Annotated in this window: 8 protein-coding genes and 1 pseudogene; 5 read left to right on the top strand and 4 right to left on the bottom strand. The window is 68.9% G+C overall.

The genetic code is table 11. The features are described from left to right. The first annotated feature begins 1 nt into the window (after position 1). Positions 2-997, top strand: coding sequence for an L-histidine N(alpha)-methyltransferase (gene egtD / locus OEB96_RS42075; protein ID WP_266222600.1), 996 nt, complete (start codon positions 2-4; stop codon positions 995-997). Between the two features lie 34 nt (positions 998-1,031). On the opposite strand, the gene OEB96_RS42070 is transcribed toward egtD, so the two are convergent. After that, entirely contained in the window at positions 1,032-1,799 is a 768-nt protein-coding gene (locus OEB96_RS42070; protein ID WP_266222599.1) for a hypothetical protein, read from the bottom strand. Positions 1,800-1,917: 118 nt separating this feature from the next. On the opposite strand from OEB96_RS42070, the gene OEB96_RS42065 reads away from it, so the two are divergent. Next, complete coding sequence (locus OEB96_RS42065; protein ID WP_266222598.1) at positions 1,918-2,550, top strand: RNA polymerase sigma factor; 633 nt, start codon at positions 1,918-1,920, stop codon at positions 2,548-2,550. 10 nt (positions 2,551-2,560) lie between these two features. On the opposite strand, the gene OEB96_RS42060 is transcribed toward OEB96_RS42065, so the two are convergent. After that, the gene (locus OEB96_RS42060) at positions 2,561-3,733 is read right to left on the bottom strand and encodes an RCC1 domain-containing protein (RefSeq protein ID WP_266222597.1); all 1,173 of its coding nucleotides are present in this window, start codon (positions 3,731-3,733) and stop codon (positions 2,561-2,563) included. Positions 3,734-4,055: 322 nt separating this feature from the next. Here OEB96_RS42060 and OEB96_RS42055 point away from each other — a divergent pair, with 322 nt between their 5' ends. The 3 genes from OEB96_RS42055 to OEB96_RS42045 all read left to right on the top strand — a co-directional run bounded on the left by OEB96_RS42055 (position 4,056) and on the right by OEB96_RS42045 (position 9,422). Beyond that, entirely contained in the window at positions 4,056-6,659 is a 2,604-nt protein-coding gene (locus OEB96_RS42055; protein WP_266222596.1) for a serine/threonine-protein kinase, read from the top strand. A 233-nt stretch (positions 6,660-6,892) separates the two neighbouring features. Further along, entirely contained in the window at positions 6,893-7,219 is a 327-nt protein-coding gene (locus OEB96_RS42050) for a hypothetical protein (RefSeq protein ID WP_266222595.1), read from the top strand. A gap of 127 nt (positions 7,220-7,346) precedes the next feature. Next, positions 7,347-9,422, top strand: a complete 2,076-nt coding sequence (locus tag OEB96_RS42045) for a D-arabinono-1,4-lactone oxidase (protein ID WP_266222594.1) — start codon at positions 7,347-7,349, stop codon at positions 9,420-9,422. Between the two features lie 85 nt (positions 9,423-9,507). Here OEB96_RS42045 and OEB96_RS46490 read toward each other — a convergent pair whose 3' ends face one another. After that, the gene (locus OEB96_RS46490) at positions 9,508-10,455 is read right to left on the bottom strand and encodes a biotin/lipoyl-containing protein (protein ID WP_323137497.1); all 948 of its coding nucleotides are present in this window, start codon (positions 10,453-10,455) and stop codon (positions 9,508-9,510) included. An 85-nt stretch (positions 10,456-10,540) separates the two neighbouring features. Continuing rightward, positions 10,541-12,961, bottom strand: a pseudogene (gene pyc, locus OEB96_RS42040) (pyruvate carboxylase); the annotation flags it as partial. Between the last annotated feature and the right edge of the window lie 75 nt (positions 12,962-13,036).

Below are 13,036 nucleotides of genomic sequence, written 5' to 3'. Positions count from 1 at the left end.
GATGACTGCAACTGCCGCAACCACCGCAACCACCTCGACCGAGCTCGATCTGGTCGATCTCTCGCCCGCCATCGATCGGTTCCGACGCGACGTGATCGGGGCGCTCTCACGAGCGCCGCAGCGCGAGCTTCCCACCCAGTATCTCTACGATGACCGGGGCTCGGCGCTGTTCGATCGGATCTGCGAGCTGCCCGAGTACTACCCCACGCGTACCGAGCTCGCGATCATGGATCGCGACGCCGCCGCGATGGCCGAGGCGATCGGTCCGGGGGCGCTCATCATCGAGTACGGCAGCGGCAGCAGCGTCAAGACCCGTCGGCTGCTGGAGGAGCTGCGCGACGCCGCGGGCTGCGTGCTGGTCGACATCTCGCGCGATCACCTGCTGCGCTCGGCCGAGAGCCTCGCGTCGTGCTTCCCCGAGGTCGAGATCCTTCCGGTGTGCGCCGACTTCACCGCGCCGTTCGACGTGCCCGAGCCCCGGGTCGCCGCACGGCGCCGCGTGGTGTACTTCCCCGGCTCGACCATCGGGAACTTCCTGCCCAGCCAGGCCACGAGGCTCCTGAGCCAGATGGCCGCGCAGGTCGGGCCCGGCGGAGGCCTGCTCATCGGGACCGACCTGCGCAAGGATCCCGCCGTGCTCGAGGCCGCCTACAACGACGCCCAGGGCGTGACGGCGGAGTTCAACCTCAACCTGCTGCGACGCATCAACCGCGAGCTGGGGGCCAACTTCGAGCTCGACGGCTGGCGGCACCAGGCGATCTACGACCAGGAGCTGGGGCGCATCGAGATGCTGCTCGTCAGCGGCCGCGCCCAGGTGGTCGAGGTGGGGGGGCAGCGGTTCGCGTTCGCGGCGGGGGAGTCCATTCGCACCGAGTACTCGCACAAGTATGCGATCGACGAGTTCCACCGGATGGCCAGGCAAGCCGGGTTCTCGGCGGTGAAGGTATGGACCGACCCCAAGCCGCTGTTCGCCGTGCACCTGCTGGAGCGGGCGTGATCGGGACCGAGGCGGCACGAGCCCCGCCGGGCCGTCACTGTCCGACCGCAGCGTGGCCGGCCTGATCGGTGGTGTACCCGCCCACGGTCAGGCCATCGAGGTCGCAGTAGACCCAGGTGGCTCCGCTGTCGCCCGATATGCGCACGGCGTGGTCGTAGATGCCGGCCATGCCGATCGAGAGCTCGCCCTGGTACTCGTCGTTGACGGCGCTGTAGTCGGGCGCGCCGGGACCGTAGCCCGCGTTGGGAGTCGCGGGCAGCCACGTCCACGGGGCGCCCATGCCCGTCTCGGGGTTGCTGCCGTCGACCGAGTAGCCCACCTCCACCACGAGCTCGGGAGCGGGGTCGGTGACGCCGGTGAGATCGGTGAGGCCCGGGGCGTAGAGGCGCGTGTAGATCGTGAACGCCTCGCCCACGGCCAGCTCGACCATGGGCGGCCACTGCAGGATGCACCACTGCACGTCGTAGCCGCTCGTGCCGCCATCGGACGAGGAGCTGCCGGCCGGCTCGCCCGAGCTACCGCTGCTCTCCTCGGAGGATCCGGTGGATCCCGCGGTGGTCTCGTCGACGCTGGTGGTGGTCTCGTCGACGCCGCTGGTGGTGGACTCGTCGGCGGTCGCGGAGCCCACGTCCCCCGTGGTGGGGTCGGTGGTGGGGAGCGGAATCGTGGTCGCGGTGACGTCGCTGGTGGTCGACGAGGGATCGGTGGTCGACCCCGAGTCATCGCTCTGCTTGCCGTCGCCCGCACACGCCACCACGATCGTCGTCGACAGCCCCAGCGCCAGGATTCTCGTGAAGTCCATGGCGCAGCTCTACCCCAGTTTCCTTGGCGCGAGCCGCGAATCTGGGCCGAGGCGGGCTGGGGGGAGTACGACTCGCCCGCTCTTGATCGCGTCGATCCGGTACGACGATACTCGTCTCGTGTCGAGCGACGTCGAGCTCCTCCTGGCCTGGCAGCGTGGTGAGCGCAGTGCCGGCAAGGAGTTGTTCGAGCGCTACTACCGGGTGCTGGTGCGGTTCTTCGCCAACAAGGTCGGCGAGGACTCCATGGACCTCATCCACGAGACCTTCCTCGGCTGCATCTCCGGTCAGGCGCGGCTGCGAGACAGCCAGAGCTTTCGCTCCTACCTGTTCGCCATCGCCTGCAACCAGCTGCGCAAGCACTACGAGCGCCAGCGACGGCACGGCGAGCGCTTCGATCCCTCCACGCAGACCTCGGCAGATCTCTCGCCCGGGCCGGGCTCGATCCTGGTCAAGCATGCCGAGCAGCGGCTGGTGCTCGCCGCCCTGCGACGGATCCCGGTCGAGCATCAGATCGTGCTCGAGCTGTTCTACTGGGAGGGCCTGACGTCCGCGGCAATCGCCGAGACCCTCGACGAGCCGCACGGCACGATCCGCACGCGGCTGCGACGGGCACGGCAGCTCCTCGACCAGGCGATGGCCGAGGTCGCCGAGGATCCACGGATCCACGTCGCCACCCACAGCGATCTCGAGGGCTGGGTGGCGAAGATCCGCGCCACGATGATGGCGAGCGACCAAGCGGGTGGCTCGTGAGCTCCCGAGCTCACTCGGCATCGCTGCCGTCGTAGATGACGATGTCGGGCAGCTTGCCCACCGCCCACGCCGCTCCGCCGTCGATGAGCTCGTCGCCGTAGCCCAGCTCTCCTGCCTCGTTGCTGCCCCACCCGCGCAGGCCGCCGTGGTCCAGCACGGCAAACGTGGTCCACGCGGTCGGGCCCGAGAACACGGCCGTGGCACGATGCTCGCCGAGGTCCACCCGCCGCAGGCCACCGACGTCCTGCCCCTCGCCGAGCTGCCCGAGGTCGTCGCTGCCCCAGCAGTAGAGGCTCCCGTTCGAGGTGATCGCACACGTGTGCCGTGCCCCTGCGGCCAGTCCAACCACCGGCTGACCCAGCGGCACGGTGTCCGGGTACGAGCCCGCGTGGCCCAGCTGTCCCTCGTCGTCGTTGCCCCAGCACTGCACGGTCTGCGTGTCGAGCAGCGCGCAGCCGTGCTCGCCACCCGCCACGATGCGGTTGGCCGGACCCGACAGCGGTACGGTGCTCGTGCCGCTCGCCGACCACGAGCCGAGCTGGCCGCTGGTGTTGTTGCCCCAGCACTGCACCGCGCCCGTGGAGAGCACCGCGCAGGCGTGCGCGTGCCCGGCCGCGAGGTCGATGGCCGCGTCCGCCAGCTGCGGGCTCACGATCGATCCTTGCGCAGGCGATCCCCCCAGGGCCTGGCAGCGCACGCTGCCACCGACCAGGCGTGCGCACACGAATCCCTCGCCCAGCGCGAGCTGGGCCACGGGCTCGGTCACGCCGAACGACAGCGGCGTGGGCGTCGACGTGCCGAGGTCACCCGCGTCCCAGGTCACCACGGCACCGTTGCCGAGCCGCGCGACGGCGAGCTCATCGTTGCCGTGCACCTCGAGCGCCGGGGCACCGAGCGCGACCGGGTCGATCTCGGCCGGCGCCGGGCACCCGCTCGAGTCGCAGTAGGGCTCGCCCCAGCCCTTGATCTCGTCGTCGGCCGTGACGACCCAGGACCGGCCGTCGCCCAGGCCCATGCCGACGATGGCGGGAGAGGGCGTGGTGCCGGAGCGTCGAACGAGGGACTCGAGCGCCTCGCTCGTGCGTGGCTCGTCGCAGGCGCTGGCGAGCAGCAGACTCGCGGTCACGAGCCCGTGAGCGAGGGTGGGGATGGAGGTCGAGATCTTGGGGATGCTCCTGCTCATGTCGATGGCTCCTCGTTCGCGATCGGCGGGCGCAGGCGCATCGGGAATCGAGGCGCTGTGCCAGCGTCGTGGTGGTCGACTACGGACCGTGATTCCGGAGTGGAACCGAGCCGCTCACTCCTCGAGCCGCCGTTCCGGGGAATCGCTCGTCGTAGTGAACCGAGCCCGCATGGCGATCGACGAAAGTCGACGTCGACCCGCGGACGAGGCCCGAACCGCCATCGGGGCTCGATCGAGAGCCGCTGCGAGTATTGCGTCGGGCGTACCGCTTCGGAGGCCGGACGGGCACACGGGGCAGGTGCTAGATTTCGGCTGACGCTCGATGTCCAGCCCCGATGAGCTCGACGACGAGGTCCGCGCCGGACTTCCTCCCATGCAATCGGGCACGGGGATGTCGATGCTCGACGACGGGTGGCACAAGAGGATGCTCGAGGCGCGCTTGTTCGGCGAGGAGCCCGAGCCGCGAAGGGTGGGCCGCTTCATCATCCTCGGTCCCCTCGGTCGGGGCGGCATGGGCACGGTGCTGCGGGCCTACGACGAGACCCTCGATCGCCAGATCGCGGTCAAGCTCATGCATGCCAGCAAGACGGCCGCGCACGACAAGCGCATGCTTCGCGAGGCTCAGGCGCTGGCTCGTCTCTCGCACCCCAACGTGGTGCAGGTCTACGAAGTCGGCGAGCTCGACGGCCAGCTGTTCATCGCCATGGAGCTGGTGAGGGGCCAGACGCTGCAGCAGTGGCAGACGACGCCTCGCCCGTGGCGCGAGCTGCTGAGTGCCTACTTGCAAGCGGGCCGGGGCCTGGTGGCGGCCCATGCCGTGGGGATGATCCACCGCGACTTCAAGCCCGCCAACTGCATCATCGACGACAGTGGACGCGTGCGCGTGCTCGACTTCGGGCTCGCGCGGCACAGCGGTGAGACGCTCGAGGACCTCGAGGATTCCGCCGGGGGAGCCGATGTCCCCGGCTCGGTCGCCCGCGTGCAGGTGACCTCGAGCGTGCTCGAGCAGCGTCTCACCCAGACCGGATCGGTCATGGGCACCCTCGGCTACATGGCGCCCGAGCAGCGCCAGGGGCAGGCCGTCGACGCTCGCGTCGATCAGTTCAGCTTCTGCGTGTCGCTGCTCCAGGCGTTGCTCGACCGGCTCCCCGCGGCCGAGCGAGCGCCGGAACTCGCGGCCACTGACGCGGGGTCGCTGGCGGATCCGCGGGGCGGCCGGATCCCGCGGGGCCTGGTTCGAGCGCTGCGTCGCGGCACGTCGGCCGAGCCCGACGCGCGCTGGCCCTCGATGGACGCGCTGCTCGAGGCGCTCGAGCCCTACCAGCGACGCACGTCGTGGCCGAAGGCGGCCCTCGGCATCGCGGTGCTCGGGCTCGGGGCGCTCGGGCTCGCGGCCTCCGGCCCGTGGTCGTCGCCGGCCGAGCACCGAACCTCTCCATGTCAGGATGCCGGACGAGACTCGGCCGCGCTGTGGGGTGACGAGCCGCGCGAGCAGGTCCGAAGCGCGTTGCTGGCCACCGAGCAGCCCTACGCCGCCGAGGCCTGGTCCCGGGTGGACTCGGAGCTCGGTCACTACGTCGCTCGGCTCGGTACGGCGCACGTCGAGGCTTGCGAGGCGACCATGGTGCGGTTCGAGCAGACGCGCGACGAGCTCGAGCAGCGCCGATCCTGTCTCGAGCAGCGGGCGAGTGCGCTACGGCGAACGACCGAGGTGCTCGCACGGGCCGACGACGAGGTGGCCGAGCGCGCGGTGGATCTCGTGGTGGCGCTGCCCGTCATCGATGCCTGTGCCGACGTCGATGGGCTGCGACGGGCCGCCGCGCTCACCGACGACACCGATCCCGAGGTCGCGTTGGTGCGTGGGTTCCTCGACCGGGCTCGTACCCTCGAGGTCGCGGGCAAGCACGCCGAGGCACTCGCGGTGCTCGCCGAGCTCTCCGAGCCCGAGCCGGGCTCGTCCGAGCCGCTGCGGGCCGAGCTCCTGGCCGTCGAGGGCACGCTGCGGGCCGAGCTCGGCGAGTACGACCGCGCGGTGGAGCTGCTTCAGCGCGCGCTTCGTGGTGCGCTCGGGCATGGTGCCGACGCGGTGGCAGTGGAGGCCCTCTCCACGCTGATCTACGTGGTCGGCGTCGACCAGGCCAAGCCCGACGCCGCGCTGTGGCTCGGTGTCGCGGCCGAGGGCCTCGTGGACCGCGGCACGCTCGAGGGCCGGGCGCGGGCCGAGGTGCTCACGGCCAAGGGGCAGGTGCTCGGCGCCAGCGGGGAGCACCCACGGGCGCAGCACGAGTACGAGGCGGCGCTCGAGGTCCTGCGGCAGGCCGTGGGCGACGAGCACATCGCCCTGGCCGATCCGCTCGACGGCCTGGCGATCGCGCTGCGGCACCAGGGACAGCTCGACGCGGCGCTCGAGCACTCCCGGCTCGCGCTCGAGCTGCGCACGCGGTGGCTGGGACCGCGTCACCCCGACGTCGCCCACCAGCGCATCAACCTCGGCGCGGTGCTCCAGCAGCGCAGCGAGCACGGGCTGGCGCAGGAGCAGTATGAGCAGGCGCTCGAGATCCTGCTGCAGGCCAAGGTGCCCAATCGACAGATGATCGCCCACGCGCGCACCAACCTCGGCGCCTCGCTGGCCAAGCTCGGGCGCCACGCCGAGGCCGAAGCGCAGCTGCGCCGCGCCGTCGAGGACTGGGAGGCCGAGCACGGGCCCGAGCACCCGCGGGTGGCCATGGCGAGGATCAGCCTCGGGCGCGTGCTGCATCGGCAGGGGCGGTTTGGGGAGGCGATCGGGGAGCTCGAGCGGGCGGTGGGGATTCTGGAGGGGCTCGAGACGACGGCGGAGATCGAGGGGATGAAGGCGGCGGCGGCGGGGTGGGTGGCGGAAGCGCGGGCGGCGCAGCGATCCGAGTCGGCAAGCGCTTCCGAGTGACGACGGACGGGAACAGGCAGCCGCGCGCATTCTCGCGCGGTGATGGCATCGAGCACACCAGAGCGACCGGGAAGCGACTTCGTCGTCGGGTCGGTTTCCTTCACATCGACGCAATCAAGATCTGCGCGAGCCGTACTCCTTCCGCGGTACCCCCAACGGCGACCCGTGACTGTCACCGGCGCCGGGTTCCTCGACTCCAGCAGTCGACACAACCTCGAAAGGACGAGAACGTCATGGCACAAACTGCGAGTGGTTTCTACCTGTACAACGACGGAGGCTTCGTGGTCTCGATGCACGTACTCTACGTGGACGACGAAGGCATGTCCCAAGACGACAGGATCAGCGGCAACTTTCCCATTGCCCAAGGGAAGTCCGAGACGCTGGACCCAAACAAGATCCCTCTGGGCGTGTGGGTGAGGTTGAAGGTCTGGGTGGAGGCCGGCGACGACAATACGGCCGCGGAGAACTTCAAGTTCGATCCCAACGGCCCCATCCAGGGGTACAAGATCTCCGGCTCGACTCTCAACAACTCGCTTCAGTACACCGGTCCGAGGAAGTAGGGACGCGGGTCGAGCTTCGGAAGCCCCTCCATCGTCCTCGACAGTGGAGGGTCTTCCGAGCACGCCACGCCAGGCTCCTCTTCATTGCGCGATTGTGTGCCACTGTCGAGATCGCGGCAGCGGCCCGATGCATTGGCTCGATCTCGATCATTTCACGAAACGGACATCGACAATGGATACAGCACGAGGTTTCTCTCTCCATGATGCGGGGGCATTCGAGGTCGAGATGCTTTGCAGCTATAGGGATGGCAACGGCATTCAAGTCGAGCCGTCTCTGTCAGGCACCTTTGCCGCTGGTGGCTCCGAGTCCGTGACGCTGACCCCACAGAGATGCCCCGGTCTCGAGAAGGGCATGTGGGTAGCACTGAAGGTCAAGGTTGTGGGTGGCAAGGCCAACCTGGCCGCAAAGAACTTCAAGTACGACCCCGAAGGCCCCATACAAGGCTACCAGATCTCCGGTACCACTCTGAAGAACAAGCTCGAATGGACAGGGATCGATTGGAGCAACTTTGCCCAGACCATCAGGTTGCAGCCTGCGGTTCTCGAGAGGCCACAGACCATCGCCGGTCTGGTGGCCGCCCTCGAAGGTGCGGCTTCCGCCAAGAAGAAGGTGCGCCTTGGGTCGAGCGGTCACTCGTGGAGCAACGGGGTCGTGCCCGGTACAGGACCCTACACCCCCGACACGTATACACCGACCGCGACGAAGGTCGACGCCTGGTTGATCGATCCCTCCGATCTCTCCCCATTTGGTGCCACCCGCGACCCCTACCTCAAGGCTCACTACCTCGAGGTGGGCGGCACCTACTACGTGGCCATCCCACCAGGAACGCGCCAAGGCTGGCTTGCCTATGACGCCGCCAACTCCAAGAAGATGGGGAAGGACGATGACCTGGTCTGGTACGATCCCGAAGAGGCCGGCGAACAGTCCAACCCACACCCACCGCTGGCCGTCAGCTCCATGGGTCCAGCCCCGCAGATCACCCTGGGCGGTTTCGTGGCCAACGGCTGCCATGGCACCGGCTGGGAGGCACCGACCGTGTCCGATCTCGTCATGGCGATGGAGGTGCTCACCGTGAACGAGCAGGGAAAGGTCGTACCAAAGGCCTATGCGGCCAGCCAGGAGCTCGCCGACGCGCTCGAGAGCGCCGGGGTCTTTCAGAGCAAGATCATTGCCGTCAGTGAGGACGACATGGCGGCGCTCCGCGTGAGCCTCGGAGCCCTGGGCGTGATCACCAAGCTGGTGCTGCAGCTGGAGCCCCTCTTCAAGGTGGGTCTCTTGAATCAGTACGCCCCCGTCACCCGCTTCTTCCCCGACGACAAGGATCCACGCGAGTTGGCGAGGCTCATCGAGGGCTGCGACTACCTGGAGATCTTCTGGTTTCCCTTCACCGACCAACTCTGGATCAAGCGTTACAAGCGTCAGGCCGACGGCACCCCGTTGCGCAACGTGACCAAGGCCGACGATGGGGTGGCTCTCATGTCGCAAATGGCGAGCCATGCGGGCAGCGTCACCAAGGTCTTCCTGGCCAACGAGCCGTCCTCGACTCCAACGTACATGCAGTTCAGCTGGAACGCGGCCAAGGAACTACTATCCATGACCCCACTGGCCTCCACGGATGCCAACGAGGACCTTGGCCCGGACGAGCCGGTCGTGGATGTGCCGGATGCCTACCTCTACCAGCAGAAGTACTTCTCCGACTTCCTCGACACCTCCTGGACGGTGGAGATCTCCGACGAGGGCGGCGAGCCGGACCTGCGCAAGGTGATGGATGCATGGAGTCAGGCTCGGACTCTGATCGAAGGCATGCAGGGCGAAGGCAAGTTTCCGGTCAATCTCAACATTCACATGCGCTTCAACAAGTGCTCTCAGGCCACCCTCTCGCCCGCCAATTGGGGAAATGCCACCAGTCACACTTGCTGGATCGAGTTCCTCAGCTTCACGCCCATCAAGAGCCTCCTCGGGTCCAACGCTGCCATCGACGTCTACCGAGAGTACCACAACCAGATCGTCGAGCAGTGGGCTGCGCACGGCGGTCTGATGCACTGGGGCAAGCTCTTCCAGGCATGGGCGGGTGCCTACGCCGACGCGCGCCAGAAGCTGAGTCGCCGGCCAGGACTGGCGCGCTTCCTTGCAATGCGGAAGGCCAACGATCCCACCGGCATCTTCTACAACGACTTCACCGACCAAGTCCTCGGCGATTGAGCAGGTCTCTCCTGCGAACGCCGTCGCGCCAAGCGAGCAACAGGTCGCGCTCGCTTGGCGCTCGCTCGGCCACGAGCGCCGCTCCCTACCCCACCGTCACCTCGCACAAGAGGTCGCCCGCCTTCACGGCGTCGCCCGTGCTCACCGCCAGGCGCTCGACCTTGCCGGTGACGGGGGAGGCGACGACGGTCTCCATCTTCATGGCCGAGAGCACGACCAGCGCTTGACCGGCGGTGACCTGGGCCCCGACCTTGGTGCGCAGGTCGATCACGGTGCCGGGCATGGGGGCGCCGATCGAGCCGGGGTCGGAGCCGTTGGCGCGCTCGCGCACGACCACCTCCGTGCTGGCCTCCTGATCGCGCACTCGGATCGCCCGCAGCCGGCCGTTGAGCAGGAAGAACACCTCGCGGATGCCCTCGGCGTCGGGCTCCCCCACGGTGGCGAGCTGCACGATGAGGGTCTTGCCGCGCTCGATCTCCACCAGGATCTCCTCGCCCTTCTCCATCGGAGCAAAGCAGTTGCGGGTGGGCAGCACCGAGATGTCGCTGTGCTCGATGCGGAACTGCATGTACTCGTCGAAGACCTTGGGATAGAGCGCCGCGCTGAGCACGTCCACGTCGCGGATGCGGGCGCCGTACTCGTCGCGAAGCGAGGTCTCGAGCGCCGTCAGATCGAGCGAGGGCAGCGAGGCGCCCGGGCGGCCGGTGATCTTGGGGCGGTCGCGCACGACCTTGGAGCGCAGCGGCTCGGGAAAGCCCCCGTAGGGCTCGCCGAGGTAGCCCTGGAAGAACTCGACCACCGACGACGGAAAGCTCAGGGTCTCGGCTTGCTCGAGCACGTCCTCCTCGGTCAGGTCGTTCTGCACCATGAACTGGGCGAGGTCGCCGACCACCTTGGAGGAAGGGGTCACCTTGACCACGTCGCCCAGCAGGCGGTTGGCGGCCGCATAGGCGCGCTTGATCGCAGGCCAGCGCTCGGCGAGGCCGAGCTGCCGTGCCTGGAACTGCAGGTTGGTGTACTGACCACCCGGCATCTCGTGGAAGTACACGTCGGCGCTGCCGCTCTTGAGCCCCGACTCGAAACGGCGCATAGAGCTGGCGCGCCTGCTCCCAGTAGTCCTCGAGCGGCTGGAGCACCTCGAGTGACAGCTTGGTGTCGCGAGGACCGTCGCGCAGCGCGGCCACCACCGCGCCCATGGCGGGCTGCGAGGTCATGCCGGCCATGGGCGCCACGGCCAGGTCGACCACGTCGGCGCCCGCGTGGGCACAGGCCAGCATCGAGGCCACCCCGGTGGCGGCGGTGTCGTGGGTGTGCACGTGGATCGGCACGTTGGGGTACGCGTCCCTCAAGGCCCTCACCAGCGCGAGCCCGGCGCGGGGCTTGAGCAGCCCGGCCATGTCCTTGATGGCGAGCACGTGCGTGCCCAGCTCGACCAGCTTGCCGGCCAGGTCCACGTAGTACTGAAGCGAGTACTTGGTGCGCCTCGGGTCGCTGACGTCGCCCGTGTAGCACAGCGCGGCCTCGATCACGCCGTTGGCCTCGCCCACCGCATCGATGCCGAGCCGCAGGTTCTCCACGTAGTTCAGGCAGTCGAAGATCCGGAACACGTCCACGCCCCGCTCGCGGGCGACCTTGACGAACCCCTTGACCACGTTGTCGGGGTAGTTGGTGTAGCCGACCGCATTGGCGCCGCGCAGCAGCATCTGGAACGGGATGTTGGGCACCAGCGCGCGCAGGCGCTCGAGGCGATCCCAGGGGCACTCGCGGAGGAATCGCAGGCACACGTCGAAGGTGGCGCCGCCCCACATCTCGAGGCTGTAGGCCGAGGCCAGCGCCTGCGCGGTGGCGGGGGCGATCGCAGCCAGCTCGCGGGTGCGCACGCGGGTGGCGAGCAGCGACTGGTGGGCGTCACGCCAGGTGGTGTCGGTGATGAGCAGGCCCTCGTGCTGGCGCACCGCCTGGGCGAACGCCTGGGGGCCCTGCTCGAGCAGGATCTTGCGCCAGCCATCGGGGGGCGGTCCGGAGAGGGCGGGCGGCACCTCGGGCACGATGTTGGCCGGGGGCTCGCTGGTGCCCAGCGGAGTCATGGGCCCGTTGACCACCAGCTCGCCCAGGAACCGCAGCAGGCGCATGCCCCGGTTGCGTCGTCGCGGGAACCGGAACAGCTTGGGCGTCTGATCGATGAACGAGGTGTCGAGCTGGCCCTGCCCGAAGCGCTCGTGGGCCAGGACGTTGAGCAGGAAGGGGATGTTGGTCTTCACCCCCCGGATGCGGAACTCGGCCAGCGCGCGCGAGGCCTTGCGGACCGCGGCGTCGAAGGTGATCGCGCGTGCGATCACCTTGATGAGCAGCGAGTCGTAGTGGGGCAGGATCACCGAGCCCATGTAGCCATCGCCGCCGTCGAGGCGGATGCCGAACCCATGCCCGGTGCGAAACTCCTCGATGCGCCCGGTGTCGGGCTGGAAGCTGCGCAGGGGATCCTCGGTGGTCACCCGGCACTGGAGCGCGTAGCCCCGCACCTGGATCGATTCCTGGCGCAGGCCGAGATCCTGCAGGGTGGAGCCGCCGGCGATGCGGATCTGCGACTGCACCAGGTCGACCCCGGTGATCTCCTCGGTGATGGTGTGCTCGACCTGGATCCGCGGGTTGGCCTCGATGAAGTAGTGGCGGCCCTCCTGATCGACGAGGAACTCGAACGTGCCGGCGTTGCGGTAGCCGACCTCCCGGGCCAGGCGCACCGCATCGCTGGTGAGGGCCTCGCGTAGATCCGAGGACAGGCCCAGGGCAGGGGCGATCTCCACCACCTTCTGGTGGCGCCGCTGCACCGAGCAATCGCGCTCGTAGAGGTGGATCACGTCGCCCGTGTGGTCGGCCAGGATCTGCACCTCGATGTGGCGCGGCCGCTCCACGTAGCGCTCGATGAACACCGAGCCGTCGCCGAACGCCGCCGCGGCCTCCGAGGTGGCACGGCCGTAGCCGTCCTCGAGGTCGCTGGCCTGCCGCACCACTCTCATGCCCCGACCGCCGCCGCCCTTGGCCGCCTTGATCATCAGGGGGTAGCCCGCCTCGTCGGCGAAGGCCCGCGCTGCGTCGAGGTCGGCCACCGGATCGGGAGTGCCGGGGATCACGGGGACCTGCGCCCGCTGGGCGAGGCGGCGCCCCTGGGTCTTGTCGCCGAGGGCCTCGAGCACCGCCGGCGGTGGACCCACGAAGGCGATCCCCGCGTCCTCGCAGGCCTTGGCGAGCTCGGCTCGCTCGGAGAGGAAGCCGTAGCCGGGATGGATCGCGTCGACGTCGCTCTCGCTGGCGATCTTGATGATCTCCGGGATCGCCAGGTACGCGCCCACCGGGCTCTTGCCGCGGCCCACCAGGTAGGACTCGTCGGCCTTGTAGCGGTGCAGGTGCAGGCGGTCTTCGTGGCTGAAGATCGCGACGGTGCGGATGCCGAGCTCGGTAGCGGCTCGGAACACACGGATCGCGATCTCACCGCGGTTGGCACAAAGGAGCTTGCGAATGGGCCGGGGCGGAGGGGCGGACATGGCGGGGCGACGGTGGAGCATACCGCGAGGTCGGGTGCGGAGGCTGCGGCGGGCGGGACCTGCCGCGAAGCCAGT

Source organism: Paraliomyxa miuraensis, assembly GCF_026337845.1.
Classification (GTDB): domain Bacteria; phylum Myxococcota_A; class Polyangia; order Nannocystales; family Nannocystaceae; genus Paraliomyxa; species Paraliomyxa miuraensis.
Note: the sequence above shows the minus strand (reverse complement) of the source record. Positions and strands in the feature narration are given on the sequence as shown.